The 19,792-nt window shown below is 61.8% G+C and carries 19 protein-coding genes; 4 read left to right on the top strand and 15 right to left on the bottom strand.

What is annotated here, in order from left to right:
• Window positions 1-5: 5 nt before the first annotated feature.
• The 7 genes from D3878_RS16990 to D3878_RS16960 all read right to left on the bottom strand — a co-directional run bounded on the left by D3878_RS16990 (window position 6) and on the right by D3878_RS16960 (window position 6,189).
• Entirely contained in the window at window positions 6-2,138 is a 2,133-nt protein-coding gene (locus D3878_RS16990; RefSeq protein ID WP_119786559.1) for a PAS domain S-box protein, read from the bottom strand.
• A gap of 179 nt (window positions 2,139-2,317) precedes the next feature.
• Window positions 2,318-2,842 (bottom strand): peroxiredoxin family protein, encoded by a 525-nt coding sequence (locus tag D3878_RS16985; RefSeq protein ID WP_119787968.1) that lies wholly within the window; start codon window positions 2,840-2,842, stop codon window positions 2,318-2,320.
• An 84-nt stretch (window positions 2,843-2,926) separates the two neighbouring features.
• Window positions 2,927-3,376 (bottom strand): DsrE family protein, encoded by a 450-nt coding sequence (locus D3878_RS16980; RefSeq protein WP_119786558.1) that lies wholly within the window; start codon window positions 3,374-3,376, stop codon window positions 2,927-2,929.
• A gap of 23 nt (window positions 3,377-3,399) precedes the next feature.
• The gene (locus D3878_RS16975; protein WP_119786557.1) at window positions 3,400-4,038 is read right to left on the bottom strand and encodes a BON domain-containing protein; all 639 of its coding nucleotides are present in this window, start codon (window positions 4,036-4,038) and stop codon (window positions 3,400-3,402) included.
• Window positions 4,031-4,624, bottom strand: a complete 594-nt coding sequence (locus D3878_RS16970; RefSeq protein WP_119786556.1) for an SIS domain-containing protein — start codon at window positions 4,622-4,624, stop codon at window positions 4,031-4,033. The genes D3878_RS16975 and D3878_RS16970 overlap by 8 nt, the downstream gene beginning before the upstream one ends.
• A 35-nt stretch (window positions 4,625-4,659) precedes the next feature.
• The gene (locus D3878_RS16965) at window positions 4,660-5,007 is read right to left on the bottom strand and encodes a YraN family protein (protein WP_119786555.1); all 348 of its coding nucleotides are present in this window, start codon (window positions 5,005-5,007) and stop codon (window positions 4,660-4,662) included.
• 9 nt (window positions 5,008-5,016) lie between these two features.
• Window positions 5,017-6,189 (bottom strand): penicillin-binding protein activator, encoded by a 1,173-nt coding sequence (locus D3878_RS16960; RefSeq protein WP_233556368.1) that lies wholly within the window; start codon window positions 6,187-6,189, stop codon window positions 5,017-5,019.
• Window positions 6,190-6,200: 11 nt separating this feature from the next.
• Between D3878_RS16960 and rsmI the strand changes: the two genes are divergently transcribed.
• The gene (gene rsmI, locus D3878_RS16955; protein WP_119786554.1) at window positions 6,201-7,115 is read left to right on the top strand and encodes a 16S rRNA (cytidine(1402)-2'-O)-methyltransferase; all 915 of its coding nucleotides are present in this window, start codon (window positions 6,201-6,203) and stop codon (window positions 7,113-7,115) included.
• 27 nt (window positions 7,116-7,142) lie between these two features.
• Here the strand turns inward: rsmI and D3878_RS16950 are convergent, their stop codons facing one another.
• The 6 genes from D3878_RS16950 to D3878_RS16925 form a co-directional block, all read right to left on the bottom strand.
• Window positions 7,143-8,249: a septal ring lytic transglycosylase RlpA family protein gene (locus D3878_RS16950; RefSeq protein WP_119786553.1), complete on the bottom strand. Its 1,107-nt coding sequence runs from the start codon at window positions 8,247-8,249 to the stop codon at window positions 7,143-7,145.
• A gap of 201 nt (window positions 8,250-8,450) precedes the next feature.
• Window positions 8,451-9,563, bottom strand: a complete 1,113-nt coding sequence (gene rodA, locus D3878_RS16945) for a rod shape-determining protein RodA (RefSeq protein ID WP_119787966.1) — start codon at window positions 9,561-9,563, stop codon at window positions 8,451-8,453.
• An 11-nt stretch (window positions 9,564-9,574) separates the two neighbouring features.
• Entirely contained in the window at window positions 9,575-11,503 is a 1,929-nt protein-coding gene (gene mrdA, locus D3878_RS16940; RefSeq protein ID WP_119786552.1) for a penicillin-binding protein 2, read from the bottom strand.
• 76 nt (window positions 11,504-11,579) lie between these two features.
• On the bottom strand, window positions 11,580-12,092 hold the full coding sequence (mreD, locus tag D3878_RS16935; protein WP_119786551.1) for a rod shape-determining protein MreD: 513 nt from the start codon (window positions 12,090-12,092) through the stop codon (window positions 11,580-11,582).
• Window positions 12,089-13,285: a rod shape-determining protein MreC gene (mreC, locus tag D3878_RS16930; protein ID WP_119786550.1), complete on the bottom strand. Its 1,197-nt coding sequence runs from the start codon at window positions 13,283-13,285 to the stop codon at window positions 12,089-12,091. Before mreC ends, mreD begins: the two co-directional genes overlap by 4 nt.
• A 129-nt stretch (window positions 13,286-13,414) precedes the next feature.
• A complete protein-coding gene (locus D3878_RS16925; RefSeq protein WP_119786549.1) occupies window positions 13,415-14,458 on the bottom strand; it encodes a rod shape-determining protein in 1,044 nt (347 codons plus the stop codon).
• A gap of 298 nt (window positions 14,459-14,756) precedes the next feature.
• On the opposite strand from D3878_RS16925, the gene gatC reads away from it, so the two are divergent.
• From gatC to gatB, 3 genes are all read left to right on the top strand, one after another.
• Window positions 14,757-15,059 carry an Asp-tRNA(Asn)/Glu-tRNA(Gln) amidotransferase subunit GatC gene (gatC, locus tag D3878_RS16920; RefSeq protein WP_119786548.1) on the top strand — a complete coding sequence of 101 codons (303 nt, stop codon included), beginning with the start codon at window positions 14,757-14,759 and terminating at the stop codon, window positions 15,057-15,059.
• A 26-nt stretch (window positions 15,060-15,085) separates the two neighbouring features.
• On the top strand, window positions 15,086-16,546 hold the full coding sequence (gatA, locus tag D3878_RS16915) for an Asp-tRNA(Asn)/Glu-tRNA(Gln) amidotransferase subunit GatA (protein WP_119786547.1): 1,461 nt from the start codon (window positions 15,086-15,088) through the stop codon (window positions 16,544-16,546).
• 147 nt (window positions 16,547-16,693) lie between these two features.
• Window positions 16,694-18,154 carry an Asp-tRNA(Asn)/Glu-tRNA(Gln) amidotransferase subunit GatB gene (gene gatB / locus D3878_RS16910; RefSeq protein WP_119786546.1) on the top strand — a complete coding sequence of 487 codons (1,461 nt, stop codon included), beginning with the start codon at window positions 16,694-16,696 and terminating at the stop codon, window positions 18,152-18,154.
• A 77-nt stretch (window positions 18,155-18,231) separates the two neighbouring features.
• Here gatB and D3878_RS16905 read toward each other — a convergent pair whose 3' ends face one another.
• Both D3878_RS16905 and pyrE read right to left on the bottom strand, forming a co-directional pair.
• A complete protein-coding gene (locus D3878_RS16905; protein ID WP_119786545.1) occupies window positions 18,232-18,864 on the bottom strand; it encodes a DUF4124 domain-containing protein in 633 nt (210 codons plus the stop codon).
• Between the two features lie 77 nt (window positions 18,865-18,941).
• Window positions 18,942-19,607, bottom strand: a complete 666-nt coding sequence (gene pyrE, locus D3878_RS16900) for an orotate phosphoribosyltransferase (RefSeq protein ID WP_119787965.1) — start codon at window positions 19,605-19,607, stop codon at window positions 18,942-18,944.
• Window positions 19,608-19,792: the final 185 nt, after the last annotated feature.

Raw genomic sequence — 19,792 nt, 5'->3', positions numbered from 1 at the left:
CGCTGTCACAGCGCCTGGACCGTCGCATTCTTTTCAAGCGCGATTACTACGCTGACCATGGTTCCCTGGCCAGCACTGCCTTCGATGTGCAGTTCGCCGCCGAGCGAATGAATGCGCTCGCGCATGCCGACCAGGCCGAAGGCATTCGGCTTGGCGTCTGCGCTCGGCTGGATACCGATACCGTTGTCATGGATGCGCAGCAACAAGCGGCCATCGGCGGCCCGCAGTGCAACCTCGGCCGCGCTTGCCTTGGCATGGCGGGCGATATTGGTCAGCGATTCCTGCAAGATGCGAAATAGCGCCAGCGCGCGTTCATCCTCGCGGTCGAAGCAAATGCCCTTGCTGTCGACAGTCAGGCGGCAGGCAATGCCGCTGATGCGCTCGAACTCCCTGACTTGCCACTCGATGGCGGCGTCCAGGCCAAGTTCCAGGGTGGCCGGGCGCAGGTCGTTGATGATGGACCTCACCGAGCGGATGGCCGTATCGATATTTTCCAGCACGGCGCTGGCTTTCCGATGCAGCTTGGGGTGGTTATGCACGGTGCGCGCATGCATCATGGAGACATCGATACGCAAGGCCAGCAGGGTCTGGCCGAGGTCGTCGTGGATTTCCCGCGCGATGCGCTTGCGCTCGACTTCCTTGATGCGTTCCTGGTGCGCACTCAATTGCTGCAGCACATCCGTGGAACGCCGCAACTCATCTTCGATCAGTTTGCGCTCGGTAATTTCCGTCTTGAGCTTTTCATTGGTCCGCACCAGCGCGACGGTACGCTGGTGCACCTTGACTTCCAGTTCGTCGTGGGCGTAGCGCAAGGCGTTCTGCGCGCGCTTTTGCGCGGTGATGTCACGCACCAGCGCCAACATCATGAGGGTATTGCTGTTGCCGCCGTAATTCACCGGCCATAATTTGATGCTCAGGCAAATCGCCTCGCCATTCTTGTGGCGGCATTCCTTTTCATACTGGTCCAGCGCATCCTGTTCGAGCCGCCTGCTGTTGCTGCGCCACTGGTCTGGCGACCATGGCAGGAAATCGCTGCCGATGATTTCTCCGGCGTCATAGCCAACAATGGCAAGGAAGGCCTCATTGCATTCGGCGATGCAATCGGCGCAATCGATCAATACGACGCCATCGCGGATCGAGGAATACAGTCGGCGGTAACTGTCTTCACTGCGTTCCAGGCGCGTGTAGGAACGCACCGCCAGGCTTACGCCCAAGCACATCAGCACGGTCATGAGCGCCAGCCCCCCCGCACCGGCAAGGATATCCTCACGCAAAGCATCTTCCCACTCGCTGCTGGCAATGCTGACCGCCACCAGCAATGGCAGGTTTTCCAACGCGCGGTAACTGTAGACCCGCTCCTGGCCATCCAGTTTGCTGGCCGTCCTGGAATTGCCCACCGGCGCGCCCGCGAGACGCCGAAAGACATCCGTTTGTGCAATCTCGGCGGCAAAGGTCTGTTCAAATTGCGGCACGCGCACCACCACCTTGCCGCCCCGGTGCGCCAGGAGGATCGAGACATTCTGGCCAAAACGGGCGCGGTCGAATTCCGTTGCGATGCGGCTGGCATCCATCTGCGCCGCCACGACGCCGAGGAATTTTCCCGCGGCCGATTCGACGCGCCGGCTCAGGAAAAACACGCGCTGGCCATGCTCTTCCGCAATAGCGGGCTGGCCGACATACAAGCCGTGCCCGCCACGCTCGCCACGATGGGTCAGGAAATAATCGCGGTCTGCGTAGGAAACACCCTGGCTAGCGATAGGATTGGATGCAGCCACGCCAACACCGTCGGCATTAATGTATATGGTCTGGAATTTCTCGCCGTCGCCGGTACCATTGGCGGCCAGCAACTGCGCAATGGCCGGCGCAGATTCACGCTGCTGGGGTGGCAATGCGCTAATCCCGTTAGCGAAGCCATTGAGTGAGGCGTCAGCAAACTTAATCATATGCAAGACATTCGCCTCGATGGCATAGACGAATGCCTGAGTTTGCTTTTGTGCAACCTGCTGCCGCTCGGTATTGGAGGAATAAATTTTCCAGGATACTGCGCCGACCGCCAGCAAGCCCAGGACCGTCATGCCGCCCACCAACCGTTGCCGGAAGCGGGTGCTGTCACGCGGTGCGGGGATAGCGGAAAGCATGCATACCTCAGGAACAGCGGCGGTTCGGCAGGGAAATTAACATTTCAACCGGAAATTATTAACCTTATAATAATTATTGTAGCATTGTTGCCTGAAGGTTTTATTCTTTTAAATCGTCCTTAAATCGTTCTTGCGGCGGGAAAGACTGCGGCCGGAACGGCTCCGGGGGAAGCGGAAAATCAAGTCAGCGATTGCTCAAGCAGGGCATGCAGGCCGTCCCAGTCGGGCTCACCCAGATAACGCTTGACGATGTAGCCTTGCTTGTCGATCACGAAGGTGGTGGGCGTCAACTGCACGTCGCCGAAGGACTTGGCCAACTGGCCCTGGGTATCCAGCGCGACCTTGAATGGCAGCTGACGGGTCTCGGCAAAGTTCAGGACATAATTTGGCGGATCGTAACTCATGGCGACCGCGACGAATTCCAGGCCGCGATCCTTGTATTTCTTGTAGGTGTCGACCATCTGCGGCATTTCCTTGACGCAGGTAGTACAACTGGTGGCCCAGAAATTGACCATCACCACCTTGCCACGCAAGTCTTGCGTGCTCAGCTTGTTGCCCTGCAGGTCGACAAAAGTGACGTCAGGTGCCTTTTGCTGGGCGGAAAAAGAGAAATAAGCGCCGACCGCCAAGGCCAGCACGAACACGGCCGCCAGAAGCTTGAACCAAACGGTCTTGGACGAGGCACTTGCGGGGGATTTTTGCATGTTGGACAATTGCAGGAATGCGGGGATGAGCGCCATTATAGCCCTGCCGCACCGGCGATGTTTGCCAACAGCTAAGGGCGCAGATTAAGGGCGCAAATAGACAAAGCCTTCCTTCGCCTGCAGCCGGGCGATTTCAGCCACGCCGGACGGCACCAGGCTCGCCTGCGGCAACAGCTGGTCGACCGGGATATCGTGCGCCGTCAAGGTATTGCGGCAGACGCGAAATTCCACCCCCTGCCGGGCCAGCGCCGCCACCGCCTCGTCGAACGGCTTGCCATCGCGGTCCCTGGCGCCTTGTATGAGAAAGCGGATGCCTTCGCCGTGGGCGACGACGACGATCCTGTCCTCCGGCGCGGCGCGCAAGTGATTGCGGATATTGCCGAGCGCACGCACCGCCTGGTTGTTGCCTTCCAGCAGATGGTACACCACCTTGACCTGCTCGGCCGCCTGCGCTGGCACAGCAGCCAGCGCACCCAGGCCGCCCGCCAGCGCCAGCATGCCGGCAGCAATCCGCTTGGTGAATTCCCGACGCATGCGCCCTCCCCGATGCATTGCGGCTACCTGGTTTGCGGCTGGGACGACATCGACATCTGCTTCAACTCGTCCTCGCTGAGGTATTCGAACATCCTGACCACCTTGTTTACGCCACCGACGCCGGCAGCGACCTGCGCCCCGCGCACGGCTTCGCGCTCGGTGACCCGTCCCATCAGATAGACGATGCCGCGCTCGGTCACCACCTTGAAGGAATTGGCGAACAAGTCCTTGGCGTCAACGAAGGATGCCTTCACCTTGCCGGTGATGAGCGCATCGTTGGAGCGTGTAGTCAGGCTGGAAAGAAAATCGATTGCCAATTCGTTGACCACCGATTCAACACCTTCAATGGCGGCGACTTCGCGCTCGACCGCCTCCTTCATTTGTGCATCGCGCACTTCGCCGGTCAGCAAGACCCTGCGGTTGAAGGCATTGACGTTGACATGGCCGGCATCACCGACCAGCTTGCCGACGCGCGTCTCGCCCTTGATCATGATGCCGCGGTCCTCGGTCTGCGCACCCAGGGTGCGGCGGTCGGTTGCCGACAGCGTGCCGACCACGGTGCCCCCCGCTGCAAGCGCGAGGCAGCCTTGCAAACCGGTGGCGACCATGCCGCACAACAGGGCCGCAGCCAGGGGACGCCGCAGCGCTTGCCAGTCAATCATCCGAATCTCCTCCAAAAAGCGCGACATCGATACCGTCGCATAAACAATGAATCGTCAGTAAATGTACTTCCAGAACCCGCGCGGCGCATTCATGCGGCACGTAGATATGCACATCAGCATCACTGATCTGCTTGCCGATGGCGCCGCCCGCCGTGCCGGTCAGCGCCACCACGCGCATCTCGCGCTCAAGCGCAGTATCGACTGCGGCGCTGACATTGGTGGTGTCGCCGCTGCCGGCGATCACCAGCAATACATCGCCCGGCTGGCCGAACGCCTGCACCTGCTTGCTGTAGATCTCCGGGAAACCGGCGTCGTTGCCGATCGCCGTCAACACCACGGCATCCGCGCCCAGCGCAATCGCCGGCAACGGCAGACGCTCGCGCTCGAAGCGGCCGATCAGGGCGGCAGCGAAATATTGCGCAAGCGCCGCCGCGCCGCCATTGCCACAGACGAGTATCTTGTTTCCATTAGACAATGCCGCAAACATAAGTTCCACGGCTTGTGCAATTGGTTGCGTCAAGACCGAGGCGGCCTGGATTTTCAGTTCGGCACTTTCACGAAAGTGCCCGAGGATGCGGTTGCTCATAGTTGCGGATTATAAAGGTTGGGGAGCAGGCCTGCTCATGCCGCGATGGCGTTTTTCAGCCAGCTGAGGTGCCCGGCATCGATCGCCACCACGTCGAAGCGGCAGGCTGGCAGCGTTTTGAAGCGCAACAGGTAGACCTGAGCCGCGCGCAACAGGCGCCGCTGCTTGGCCGGGGTGATGCTGGCCGCGGCACCGCCATAGTCCAGACTGGCGCGCTTGCGCACCTCGACAAATACCAGGCTGGCATGCTCGCGCATGATCAAATCGATTTCGCCGGCCTTGCAGCGAAAATTGCGTGTCACCAGCGTCAGCCCATGCTGCAGCAAGTAGGCCAGCGCTGCTTCTTCGCCGGCCTGGCCCTGCACTTGTTTCGCGGTTTGCACGCGCCGCCTTCAGGGCGTGCGCGGCAACGGCGCCACCACGCCATCCTGATAGGCGGCGGGTTGCGCGATGCGACGGAAGCGATAGCCGCGCTTGCCGAAACTGACCGACAGCTTGCCGGTGACGCCATCGAGCTCGAATTCGCTGCGCCGCAGCGCGATTTCGCGGGCGACGCGATAGGCGTCGATGCCCAACGCATACAGGCGCTCAAGGTCGGGATTGGCCCGGCTGTCGGCTGCCGTCACCGGGCGCGGGTAAATCATCGTCGCCGGATGGTCGGGTTGCAGCAGCCAGGGGATATCGACCAGCCGCACGCCATTCATTTCCGGCCGCTTATCGGCGCTGCGCCAGTCCGCCGCGCTCCAGGGGTTGAGTTGCGAGGTGCCATAGACCTGATGACCCAGGCCATGCCCCAGGGCCAGCTGCACCTGCTGCGCCTGAAAGGCATCGAGGCCGATGAACAGCAGCGCCGGCTTGTCGTCTTGCAGGCGCTTTTTCAGCTGTCCCAGGCCAGCGGCACTGAGGTAACCGCCGCTGCTGGCGATCTCGACAGGCTGCGCTTCCAGCCCCAGCTCCTGCCATTCCGCCGCGAAGGCGCGGCCGGCGCGGCGCTGCCAGGCGACGCCGCTGGCGATGACCATGGCCTTGCCGTGCTTTCTGCCGGCGCCAGCCCAGGCAGCCAGCTGGCGCGCCTCGTCCTCGATCGACAAACCCAGCGCCAGCATCCGCGGCGGCAACGCGATGTCGGCATCGGCCGACGCTTCCGGCTGCGTCAGCGCCAGGGTGGGCTTGTCCACCTTGCCGCTTTTGGCGATTACAGCCACATCGGCGCGCGCCAGCGGCCCGACCACGATATCGTTCTGCGCCTGCGCCGCCGCATAGGCCGTCAACACATTCTGCGCGCCGTCGGCGTTTTCCACCAGATGCACCTCGATGCCATCGGGTTCGCGTTCGTGGGCTGCCATGAAACCGGCGCGCAGCGCCTGTGCAGCTGGGCCGAAAGTTTCCGACAGCGTCGGCAGCAGGAGCGCGATGCGGGTCTTGCCGGCCGCGGCGGAACCGCCGGCGCCATCGGCCGCAACATCCGCCGCTGGCGCAGCATTTGCTGTTGTATTTGCCTGCGCAGGCGCGCACAATCCGCACACCAGGCCCAGCAACAAGGTTTTTACCGCCTTGCCCAACATACTATCTCCTCATGAACACCCGATCGAACAACCCCAACGACCCGAATGCCGCCTTGCCTCTGCAGGATGAAATCGCCCGGCAAACTTACCCCGGCGCCACATTATATGTGGTGGCAACGCCGATCGGGAATGTCGGCGACATCAGCTTGCGCGCTCTCAATGTGCTCGCCATCGCCGACGCCGTTGCCTGTGAAGACACCCGCAACACCGCGCAGCTGCTGGCGCGTTACGGCATGTCCAAGCCCCTGCTGGCGGCGCATGAGCATAACGAACGCGAAGTCGCGGAAAAGCTGATCGCGCGCCTGCAAGCGGGTCAACGCATTGCACTGGTGTCGGATGCAGGCACACCGGCCGTTTCCGACCCTGGTGCGCGCATCGTCGATGCGGTGCGCGCCGCCGGCTTGCGGGTGGTGCCGCTGCCCGGCGCCTCGGCAGTCCTGGCGGCGCTGGCAGCCAGCGGCCTGGTCAATGACCGCTTCCACTTCATCGGCTTCCTGCCGGCCAAGGCCAGGCAGCGCGATACCGTGCTGGAAAGCCTGCGCCAGCAAAGCGCGACCCTGGTGCTGTATGAAGCCCCGCACCGCATCGTCGACACCGTGACGGCGCTGGCGACGATCTTCGGGCCGACCCGCCAGATCGTGCTGGCGCGCGAATTGACCAAGCTGTTCGAGGAAATCCACCGCTGCCCGCTGGGCGAGGCGCTCGCCTGGCTCAATGGCGACAGTCACCGGCAAAAAGGGGAATTCGTCCTGCTGCTCGAAGGCGCACCGGTCGCCCTGGAAGAAGGCGCGGCCGAGGCCGAACGCATCCTGAAAATCCTGCTGGCCGAATGCCCCGTCAAGCAGGCCGCCGCGCTGGCGGCGCAGATCACCGGACAGAAAAAGAATGCGTTGTACGAACTCGCCCTGCGGCTGAAGGCGGAGTGACGCCAGCGCAAGCGGCTTGCCGCGCCCTTAGCGCTGAACGACCAGCGGCTTGGGCGCACCCTTATCCTTGAGCTTTTGCGCAATGCCAGCCGCTTCGGTGCGGCTGGCGAAGGGGCCGCTGAACAGGCGGAATACCGCGCCGCCGGGAATGACTTCGATCGGCGGCAGCACACCCTCCCACTGCTGCTGCAGGCGGTTGCGCGCAGCTTCCGCACCGTCGGCCTGCGCATAGGCTCCCAGTTGCAGATAGAAGCCGCCGAGCGCCGGCACGCCGGCTGTGCCGGTTGTGCTGGTTGTGCCGATTGCACCGGCTTCGACGGCAACACTGACGACTGGCACGGCGAACACACTCACGCCCGGCTTGACCTGGGGCTGCACGGCTGCTGCCGCCACCTGCAGCGTGTCGCCTTCTGCCTGCGGCGCAGCGGCCTGGGCAGGCAGCTGCGCTTGCGCCACCGATAGCGCCGGCCGGTTGGCTGACAGGCGTTCGATGTCGTCCGCCAGCAGGCGTTCGACCTCCAGTTCGGCGCTGCCCTGCTGCAGGTAGCCCAGCTTGAGCGCGGCGGTATACGAAAGATCCATGATGCGATTGGAGTGGAACGGGCCGCGGTCATTGACGCGCACGATCACCTGCCTGCCATTGGCCACATTGGTCACCCGCGCATACGAGGGGATCGGCAGGGTCGGATGGGCTGCAGTCATCTTGTACATGTCATAGGGCTCGCCCGAGGACGTGCGCTGGCCATGAAATTTTTTGCCGTACCAGCTGCCCCTGCCGCGCTGGCGGAAAGGGCGCTCGTCGAGGAAAGGGGTATAGGTCTTGCCGAACACCACATATGGGCGGTTGCCACGTTTGGCGTAAGGCTCGATTTTCGGCTCTGCATCGGGCAGCGCCAGCAAATCATCAGGTATCTGGTCGCCCGGACCGTCATCGAGGTAATAGCCGCCGCGCCCCGACCCCGCCGGCGGCAACGCCGGCCGGCTCGAGGCGGACGCCGCCGGCCGCTTCTTGTTGCCGGTCTTGACATCCTGCTCTACTGGCGCTTGCGGCACACTGCCGCAAGCCGCCAGCAACAGCGCGCACAGTGTGAATTGAAAAAAATTTCCGGTATGCCGCCATCGGGCGGACCGCATGCATCGAATCGCCGGCATGGCGCTCTCCCTGATCGTAATGCCGGAACCTGAGCCTGCTCCCGCGGGAACAGGGCCAGCCGCAGGCCTTGTTGGTCATGCACGACAGACAGCGCGTGGCGCTGCCATGGCCGTGCAGTTTTTGCCGTTAAGCAAGCGGATTGTATAGGGATAAGTGCCGTGTTGGCAAAGCTTGGCGAGACGTCAACTCTGCATCAGCTTGCGGTGCCGGTGAATACTCATCAGGATGCCCACACCCAGGCCGAGGGTGACGAAGGCAGTGCCGCCATAGCTCATGAAGGGCAGCGGAACGCCGACCACCGGCAGGATGCCGCTGACCATGCCCATGTTGACGAAGGCATAGGTGAAGAACATCAGCGACAAGGCGCCTGCCAGCAGGCGGCTGAACAGGGTCGGCGCATTGGCGGCGATCAGCAGGCCGCGGCCGATCAGCAGCAGGTAGAGCAACAGCAGGATGCTGTTGCCGATCAAGCCGAATTCTTCGGAAAAAACGGCAAAGATGAAGTCGGTGGTGCGTTCAGGGATGAATTGCAGATGCCCCTGGGTGCCCTTCATCCAGCCCTTGCCGGTGATGCCGCCGGAGCCGATCGCGATCATCGACTGGATGATGTGAAAACCCTTGCCGAGCGGATCGGTGGTGGGGTCGATCAAGGTCATGATGCGGTGGCGCTGGTAATCGTGCAGCATGTGCCAGGCGACCGGCATGAACGCAGCGCCTGCGACAGCCAGGCCCGCCATCACTTTCCAGGACAGGCCCGCCAGGAAGATGACATAAAAGCCGGCAGCCATGACCAGGGTGCCGGTCCCGAGATCCGGTTGCCGGATGATCAATGCCACGGGGACAATCAACAGCAGTCCGGCAACTGCGAATTCCTGCCATTGGATGCTGCCTTCACGCTTCTGGAACCACCAGGCCAGCATCAGAGGCATGGCAATCTTCATGATTTCGGAAGGCTGGATCACCACGCCGACATTGATCCAGCGCCGCGCGCCCAGCTTGATGATGCCAATCAGCGCCACGCCGACCAGCAGGGCCACACCGGCCAGATAAATCGGCACCGCCAGCCGCATCAGGGTTTGCGGCGGAATCAGCGCTGCGATCCACATGAGAAGGAACGACAGCAGGATGTTGCGCACATGGTCTTCCATACGTCCCGGAAAACCCATGCCAGCGGAAACCATCGTCACGGTGCTGACTGCCAGGATCATGAAAACGATCAGCGTCAGCGAGACATCGAACACCGCGAAGTAGCGCTTGATGACGGGCCAGAGTGCGCGTTTTTCAGTGTAGCCCATGGTCTGCATGGTCAATCCCCCTCGACATGCCCATGCGCGTCGGCGCCGACCACCACGGTCTTTTCGGCCGCTGCCGCCGCCGGATCGACCGGACGCTTGCCGAGCAAATAATAATCAATGGCCAGGCGCGCGATCGGCGCGGCTGCCGCAGCACCGAAGCCGGCGTTTTCAACGATCACCGCCAGCGCAATCCTCGGCTGGTCGGCCGGTGCATAAGCCACATACAAGGAGTGGTCGCGATGGAATTCCGCCATCTTGGAGGCATTGTACTTCTCGTTTTTCTTGATGCCGATCGCCTGCGCGGTGCCGGTCTTGCCCGCCGATGCGTAACCGGCGTTGGCGAAGGCGCGCGACCCGGTGCCCTCCACTGGCACGCCCGCCAGCGCTTTTTTGACCACATCGATGTTTTCCTGCTTCAGGTTGATGCGATAGCTTTCCGCGGCCACGGTCGGCTTGCGTTCCTTGCTGACGGGATCCTCGATGGCCTTGACCAGGTGCGGCTTCATGACCACGCCGTTGTTGGCGAGATTGGCAATCGCGTGCGCCATTTGCAATGGTGTAAAGGTGTTGTAGCCCTGGCCAATGCCGAGCGATATGGTCTCGCCGGCATACCAGCGTTGCTGCTCCGGCTTCCTGTACGCCGCGCGCTTCCAGGCGGTCGAAGGCAATACGCCGGTGCGCTCGTTATCCAGGTCGATCCCGGTCAACTGACCAAAGCCGAACGGCTTCATGAAATCGTGGATGGCATCCACACCCAGGTCGCTGCCCAGAACGTAATAGTAGGTATTACAGGATTGCACGATCGACTTGTACATGTCGACCATGCCGTGGCCGCCCACCTTGTCGTCGCGGAACTTGTGGTTGCCGAACCAGAAATAGCCGGGATCGGCAATCGCCTGCGATGGCGTGCGCTTGCCCAGTTCCAGCGCCGCCAGCGCCATGTAGGGCTTGTAGGTTGAGCCAGGCGGGTAGGTGCCGATCAACGGCCGGTTCAACAGCGGCTTGTCGAGCGAGGTGTTCAACTCATCCCAGCTCTGCTGGTCGATGCCTTCGACGAACAGGTTGGGGTCGAAGGTCGGCTTGGACACGTATGCCAGGACATCGCCGGTAGCCGGGTCGATCGCCACCAGTGCGCCACGACGGTCGCCGAAGGCCTGTTCGACGATTTTCTGCAGTTCGATATCGAGCGACAGGATCAGGTTGTGGCCCGGGGTGGCGCCGCCGCGCGCCAGGGTGCGCACCGCCCGGCCGCCAGCGGTGACTTCCACCTCTTCATAACCGGTCTTGCCATGCAGGATCTCTTCGTATTTCTTTTCCAGGCCTTCCTTGCCGATATGGTCGGTGCCGGCGTAATTGGAAGCATCTTCCATATTCTCGATGCGCTGCAGGTCGCGCTGGCTGATGCGGCCGATGTAGCCAACCACGTGTGCGGCGGTCTCGCCCAGCGGATACTGGCGGAACAGGCGCGCCTGGATTTCGACGCCAGGGAAACGGAAACGCTGCGCGGAAAAACGCGCCACCTCCGCATCGGTCAGACGCGTGCGGATCGGCACGCTCTCGAAATTTTTGGCTTCTTCCTGCAGGCGCTTGAAGCGTTTGCGGTCCTTCGGCTGGATCTCGACCAGCACCGACAGTTCGTCGATCACCTGCTCCAGCGGCACGGCAAGCTTGGAGGGCGTGATTTCCAGCGTATAGGCGGAAAAATTGCGCGCCAGGACCACGCCGTTGCGGTCCAGAATCAAGCCACGATTGGGCACCACCGGCACCACCGAGATGCGGTTGTCCTCTGCCTGGGCGACATAGTCGCCATACCGGACCACCTGCAGCCACACGAAGCGCGTCAGCAGGATGGCGAAACAGATGAACACGAACGCGCCCACCACCGACAGGCGCAGGCGGAAAAAATGCAGTTCGCGTTCGGTATTTTTAAATTCAGTCATGCCGATACGATAGGCCGCAACAGGAACGGTAATTCAGGGCGCCGCCGCGGCGCAATGGACAAGGGATCATCGCCGTTCAAATCGGACGAGTGTTGTCGCGGTTGATGGCACGCCGCTGCGGCGCCAGCAACATCCAGGTCACGACTGGCCACAACAGGGTCGCCACCAGGCTTTCGCTGAAATAGAACCAGCCCGGGAATTGCTGGCTGACGATCCAGCGAATCACCACCTGGACGATCTGCATCAGCAGCAGCAAAGGCAGCACGTGCAAGGCCTGGATGCCGATCGGGAACCACAGCACGCGGCGATGGATCATGATCGCAAAATAGGACAACAGCGTGTACGACAATGCATTCTCGCCCAGCAGGGTGGCGTCGTGCACATCCATCAGGATGCCCATGAAAAACGCCACGCCGATGCCGACCCGGCGCGGCTGGTGAATGCTCCAGAACACCAGCACCAGGGCGACAAAATCGGGCACCCCGAACCAGCCGCCCCAGGGCAGCATGTTCAGGAGGAAGGCCGTCACCAGGCTCAGGAGGATAAAGAACGGATTGACCGGCAACAGTATGTAATGCGGCTGGTTCATTGACGAGGCTCCATTGGTGCCACAGGCGCCAGCTGGGCCGGACCGGATGTGGACGCAGGCGCGGCCGCGGCGGTTACAGGCTTGGCTGGCACGGCTTTGACAGCGGCCGCCGCAGCAGGCGGAGCGCTACGTGCCGGGTTGGTCGGACTGGCCGGCGCCGGCGCTGCAGGTGCAGGTGCAGGTGCAGGTGCAGGTGCAGGTGCAGAAGCGGGAGCAGCGGAAACTGCGCCTGTCGCCGGCCGTTGCGGCGGATTGGCGGGATTGGCCGCCGGCGCAACGGCCGGCTGGGCTGGGGCTGGCTTTGCCGCCGACTTCGCGTCGGCCTTGGCGGGCGACACGGCCGGCTCGCGCGGCGGCAGCTGGAACTCGGTCAGCAGGATCAGCAACTGACGGTTGCGGTCGATGCCGGCGGCCGGCTGACAAACGATCTTGGCAAAGGCATCCGAGGACTTGTGCTCGACCTGCAGCACTTTGGCCACCGCCAGGCCGGCCGGATAGACGCCGTCGATGCCGGAGGTCACCAGCAAATCGTCTTTGCGGATATCGGCATTGGCCGGCATGAAGCGCAAGTCCAGCGCGCCCGACTGGCCGCGGCCGTAGGCAACGCTGCGCAAGCCGCTACGCACCACCTGTACGGGAATCGCCTGATCCTTGTCGGTCAACAGCGTGATCTCGGCGGTAAACGGGAATACCCGCGTCACCTGGCCCACTACGCCGGTGTCGTCGATCACGGGCTGGCCAGGCTTGACGCCATGTTGCGAGCCGCGGTCGAGCACGATCTTGCGCGTAAAGGGGTCGCGTGCGTCATAGAGAATTTCCGCCATCAGTGACTTGACCGCCAGCCGTTCGCTGGCGCCGAGCAAGCGGCGCAGCTGGGCATTTTCGGCCGCCATCAGTTGCGCCTGCTGCATCGCTTGCGCATTGGCCACCTGCTGGCGCAGCAACTCGCGGTTTTCAGTTTCGATCCGGGACAGCGAAGAAAAATATTCACCGACGCTATAAGCGGCATCGCGTGGCATCAGCGCCAGGCGCTGCAGCGGGTAAAGCGCGGTGCCGACGCCCTGCCGGACCGTGCCCAGCGCCTGCCAGCGCGCATCAGCTACCAGCAGGGCGATGGCAATCAGGGAGAAAATCACCACCTTGGCGCGTGCGGACGCCCCTTGTTTGAACAGTGGCGGTGGGCTGTATTCCATTTAAGGATTAGAGGAATGACAATTGAATGGACTTGCAATAAAACAGGCGGGACGTACCCGCCTGACATTTCCTTCGACAGCTTGCCGCGAACAAAGTTTTGTGCGGCACATTGAACAAAAAGCGCCGCCTTACTCGTAAGAGAAGATCGAGCCGAGTTTGTCCATACGCTCAAGCGCCATGCCGGAGCCGCGCACCACGCAGGTGAGCGGGTCTTCGGCAACGATTACCGGCAGGCCGGTCTCTTCCATCAGCAGGCGGTCGAGGTCGCGCAGCAGGGCGCCGCCGCCGGTCAGCATCATGCCCTTTTCGGCAATATCGGCGCCCAGTTCCGGTGGCGTCTGTTCCAGCGCGTTCTTGACGGCCGAGACGATGTTGTTCAACGGGTCAGTCAGGGCTTCGAGGATTTCGTTGGACGAAATGGTGAACGAGCGCGGGATGCCTTCGGACAGGTTGCGGCCCTTGACTTCCATTTCCTTGACTTCGGAACCCGGGAAGGCGGAACCGATTTCCTTCTTGATCGCTTCAGCGGTCTGTTCGCCGATCAGCATGCCGTAATTGCGGCGGATGTAGTTGACGATCGCTTCATCGAACTTGTCGCCACCGACACGGATTGAGCCCTTGTACACCATGCCGCCCAGCGAGATGATGCCCACTTCGGTGGTGCCGCCGCCGATATCGACCACCATGGAGCCGGTCGCTTCCGATACCGGCAGGCCCGCGCCGATCGCTGCTGCCATCGGTTCCTCGATCAGGAACACCTGGGAGGCGCCGGCGCCCAGCGCCGATTCGCGGATGGCGCGGCGCTCGACCTGGGTCGAGCCGCACGGCACGCAAATGATGATGCGCGGGCTAGGCTTGAACAGTTTGGAGTCATGCGCCATGCGGATGAATTGCTTCAACATCTGCTCGGTGACGGTAAAGTCGGCGATCACGCCATCCTTCATCGGCCGGATCGCCTCGATATTGCCTGGCACCTTGCCCAGCATCTGCTTGGCTTCCTGGCCGACTGCCATGATGGTTTTCTTGCCGTTCGGCCCGCCCTGCTGGCGAATCGCCACCACCGACGGCTCATCGAGCACGATGCCCAGGCTGCGCACATAAATCAGCGTGTTGGCCGTGCCCAGATCGATGGCCAGGTCGTTCGAAAAGTAGCCGCGTAGAAATCCAAACATGTATTTGCCCTGACGCGCAAGCAACATGCGCGTAACAATTAATAAAATTAAAAATATTGGGGACGGCGTCAAGCGTAGCGGCATGCATCCCACAAATCCGATTCCGCCCGGTGCCCGCACCGCAAGCGGCACCAGCAAGGTAATAGCCCGACATTCTACCTTATAATCTGGCTTAAATTAGCGCGTGGAAAAACCAAAAATGTGCAGGGAATACGCTGCTTTGGTAAGTTTTTTGCTGGATTACAACGCTTTTTTGCTTTTTTAAAAATGCTCCTATAAGGCTACCCCTTTCCCGACCATGTCACTCGAATTCTCTGACGTAAAACGCCTTGCCAAGCTGGCGCAACTGGAACTGACAGATACGCAGGCAACTGCCACCCTGGACAAGCTCAATGGCATTTTTGCCCTGGTTGAACAGATGAAAGCCGTCGATACCACCGGCGTCGAGCCGCTGAATCACCCGATCGCCGCCCTCCAGCAAGATCTGGCGCTGCGCCTGCGCGAGGATGTCGTCACCGAGCCCAACCGCCGCGACGACTACCAGCAAGTCGCCCCGGCCACCCAGGACGGTCTGTACCTGGTACCCAAGGTGATCGAATAAGCCACAACCGCCTACTGAGCGAATTCATGCATACCAAAACCATCAAACAACTCTCGGCGCTGCTGCACGCCCGCGACATTTCCGCCAGCGAACTGGCCAGCCTGTACCTGGGCCGGATCCGGCAAAGCGACCTGAACGCCTACCTGCATGTCGATGAAGAATTGACATTACAACAAGCCAAAGCGGCCGATGCCCGCCTGGCGGGCGGCGACGCCACTGCGCTGACCGGCATCCCGATCGCCCACAAGGATATCTTTGTGACACGCGGCTGGCGCTCGACCGCCGGCTCGAAAATGCTGGAAAATTACGTCAGCCCCTTCGATGCCACCGTGGTCGAACGCTTCAACGCCGCCGGCACCGTCACCCTGGGCAAGCTGAACTGCGACGAGTTCGCCATGGGCTCGTCGAATGAAAATTCATACTTTGGCGCCGTCAAAAACCCCTGGGACAAGACCGCCATTCCGGGCGGCTCCTCGGGCGGCTCGGCGGCGGCAATTGCCGCGCGCCTGGCGCCAGGCGCCACCGCCACCGACACCGGCGGCTCGATCCGCCAGCCGGCGTCGCTATGCGGCGTCACCGGCATCAAGCCGACTTACGGACGGGTGTCGCGCTTCGGCATGATCGCCTTCGCCTCCTCGCTCGACCAGGGCGGCCCGATGGCGCAGACCGCCGAAGACTGTGCCCTGCTGCTCAACGCCATGGCCGGCTTTGACGAACGCGACTCGACCAGCATTCCGCGCGCCGACGAAGACTACACCCGCGATTTGAACGCCCCGCTGACCGGCCTGCGTATCGGCGTGCCGCGCGAATACTTCGGTGCAGGTCTGGCGGCCGATGTCGAGGCAGCCGTGCGGGCCGCCCTCAAGGAATATGAAAAGCTGGGCGCCACCCTGGTCGACATCAGCCTGCCCAAGACCGAGCTGTCGATTCCCGTGTATTACGTGATCGCCCCGGCCGAAGCCTCGTCCAACCTGTCGCGCTTCGACGGCGTGCGCTACGGCCACCGCGCCAAGGACTACAAGGATCTCTCCGACATGTACTGCAAGACCCGCGCCGAAGGCTTCGGCGACGAGGTCAAGCGGCGCATCCTGGTGGGCGCCTACGTGCTGTCGCACGGCTATTACGACGCCTATTACCTGCAGGCGCAAAAGATCCGCCGCCTGATCGCGCAGGATTTCCAGCAAGCCTTCCAGTCCTGCGACGTCATCATGGGACCGGTGACGCCGACCGTGGCATGGGACCTGGGCGCCAAAGCCGACGACCCGGTGGCCAATTACCTGGCCGATATCTTCACGCTGTCGACCAGCCTGGCGGGCTTGCCCGGCATGTCGATTCCCTGCGGTTTTGGGGCGGGCGACAAGAATGGCAAGCGTCCGGTCGGCCTGCAGCTCATCGGCAATTACTTCAACGAAGCCAAACTGCTGAATATCGCGCACCAGTACCAGTTGGCGACCGACTGGCATCAAAAAAGGCCAACCGATGTCTAGTGATGCAATGGGAGCATCCGCTTGCAAGCGGATGCCGTTACGCCGCCGGACGGCATGCCGCCCAAAACCGCGGCTGCACCATCAAAAAACCCCGGACGGCGTGTAAGTCGAACAGTGCGAACATAGCGAATAGAGCGAGGAATACATATGCAGTGGGAAGTCGTAATCGGGATGGAAACGCACGCGCAGTTGACCACCCAAAGCAAAATTTTCAGCGGCGCGCCGATCGCCTTCGGTGCGGCCGCCAACACGCAAGCCTGCCCGGTGGACCTGGCCTTGCCGGGCGTCTTGCCGGTGATGAACAAGGGCGCGGTCGAACGCGCCATCCAGTTCGGCCTGGCGGTGGGCGCGACCATCGCGCCGCAATCGGTGTTTGCGCGTAAAAACTATTTTTATCCGGACCTGCCCAAGGGCTACCAGATCAGCCAGTTTGAAATTCCGGTGGTACAGGGCGGCACCGTGGCATTCGTGCTGGAAAAGGATGGCAAGGCGGAATTGCGCAGCGTGCAATTGACGCGCGCGCACCTGGAAGAAGACGCCGGCAAATCGCTGCACGAGGATTACCATGGCATGACCGGCATCGACCTCAACCGCGCCGGCACGCCCTTGCTGGAAATCGTCACCGAGCCCGACATGAGGAGCGCCGCCGAAGCGGTTGCCTATGCCAAGGCCCTGCATGCGCTGGTGACCTGGCTGGGCGTTTGCGACGGCAACATGCAGGAAGGCTCGTTCCGCTGCGACGCCAACGTCTCGGTACGCCCGGTCGGCCAGCAGGAATATGGCACCCGCTGCGAAATCAAGAACCTCAACTCGTTCCGCTTTCTCGAAGAAGCCATCAATTACGAAGTGCGGCGCCAGATCGAGCTGATCGAGGATGGCGGCCGCGTGGTGCAGGAAACCCGCCTGTACGACCCGGACAAAAAGGAAACGCGCTCGATGCGCAGCAAGGAAGAGGCGCAGGATTACCGCTACTTCCCCGACCCCGACCTGCCGCCGCTGGTGATTGCGCAAGAGTGGATCGCACGCGTGAAGGCCGCCATGCCGGAATTGCCCGGGGCGATGCGCGAGCGCTTTATCCAGGATTTCGCCCTGCCGGAATACGACGCCGCCGTGCTGACCCAGTCCAAGGCGATGGCTGCCTACTTCGAAGCCGTGGTGACGAAAGCTGGCCGCGAACAGGCGAAGCCGGCCGCCAACTGGCTGATGGGCGATGTCGCCTCGACCCTGAACCGTGAAGGCGTGGAAATTTCCGCGTCCCCGGTCAAGGCCGAGCAGCTGGCCTTGCTGCTGCAGCGTATCGCCGACGGCACCATCTCCAACAAGATTGCCAAGGAAATTTTTGCAGCGATGTGGGCAGCGCCCTCGGACGATGCGGCCGCGGCCGATGCCATCATCGAAGCCAAAGGCCTGAAGCAGATTTCGGACACCGGCGCGCTGGAAAAGATTGTCGATGACGTCTTGGCGGCGAACGCCAAGTCAGTCGAGGAATTCCGGGCCGGCAAGGAAAAGGCGTTCAATGCCTTGATCGGCCAGGCCATGAAAGCCTCGCGCGGCAAGGCCAATCCGGCGCAGTTGACGGAATTGCTGAAGAAGAAACTGGCGGGCTGAACGGTCGGTCATGCGTAACAAAAAAGCGGAGCCTGGCGCTCCGCTTTTTAATTTAATAAATCGATTGCGCCCCTGGATCACCTGGCGACCGTTTGCGTGGCGGCCCCGCTCAATTCCCGGAAACGCTTGACCGACTGATCAAACTTGCTATTGATCTGGACCACCTCTTGCTGGCGTTCGACGATCAGCTTCTTGCTGTCGACGATCTCCTGCCCAAGATCGTCGATCTTGCGCTGCAGGTTGAGCGGCACCTTGCCCTTGGACTGGGCGGCGGCCTCGGCGCGGGCCAGCCCCAGTTTTTTCTCCGACATGAGCACGGACGCTTGCTCGCGCCGGATCTGCTCGCCGACCGGCTCCAGCGCCCGCTGCCGCGCCACCTCGATATCGGCTTCCTTGCCGTAGCGCGCCATCAAGGCGCGGTCCTGGCGCCGCTGCTCATCCGCAGCAGCAACGGCCGCCTTGCGCTTTTCATCATCGGCCTGCTTCTGGTGCTTCTGTTCTTCGGTCAGCGGCGGCCCGATCTCGCGCTGGGTCATGCCGTTCTTGCCAAGCACCCGTATCTTGCGGTCCTGGCATTCCACAATCGGCCGGTCAGAGGTCAAGGTCTTGCCGCTGGCATCCTTGCAAATGTAAATTTCAGCGTGCGCCAGCAGCGGCAAGCACAGCAGCACACCCATCACGGCCAGCAGACTTTTGCTATTTTTTTTCATTGCATTCCCCCTTGAATATCTTATTTTGCAACGAGGCGTCCGGCCGGATGTTCAACAATTGTTAAATTGCCGGATTTTCAATCGACCCCGTAGCGCTGGCGATACGCGGCAATCGCCTCCTTGTACTGCGCCAGTTGCGGATCGGCGCCCGCGCCCGAGATATATTCCATCAGGTCCGCCAGATTGCCGATCGAAATCACCGGAATGCCATACAACTGGCTGACTTCCTGCACCGCCGAATGCGGCGACAGTGCATCGTCCGTGCCGGCGCGTTCCATGCGGTCCAGTGCAATCAGTACCGCACAGGGGGTAGCGCCAGCGGCGCGGATCATCTCGACCGATTCGCGCACCGAGGTACCGGCTGAAATCACATCATCGATGATCACCACCCGGCCCTGCAATTTCGCGCCGACGATCGTGCCGCCTTCGCCATGGTCCTTGGCTTCCTTGCGGTTGAAGGCAAACGGCACGTTGCGTCCCTTGCCGGCCAGCGCCACTGCCGTGGCCGAGGCCAGCGTGATGCCCTTGTAGGCGGGGCCGAACAGCATGTCGAATTCGACGCCCGAATCCAGCAGGGTCTGCGCGTAAAAATCGGCCAGCTGTCCCAGGTTGGCGCCATCGTTAAACAGTCCGGCGTTGAAGAAGTACGGCGAAGTACGGCCCGCCTTGGTGACGAACCCGCCAAATTTGAGTACTCCTGCGGAGACTGCGAATTCAATAAATTGCTGACGTAAATTGTTCAAAATATCCTCGATACCGTGTGAAGTGACGAATTCTGTCGTTTTTCCACGCCTGTTTGCGCGGCACAGCGGCATTGTAAATGGAGAAGCCCTGCCAATGCAGTGATGAATGCAAAGCACGTGCCTGCGGGGAATTGTTGGGATGGGGTATGCTGTCGCCTGTTCGCTATTCGTAGCATTTTTCCAAA

The organism is Noviherbaspirillum sedimenti (assembly GCF_003590835.1).
Taxonomy (GTDB): Bacteria; Pseudomonadota; Gammaproteobacteria; order Burkholderiales; family Burkholderiaceae_D; genus Paucimonas; species Paucimonas sedimenti.
This window is presented reverse-complemented; position numbering and strand designations above follow the sequence as displayed.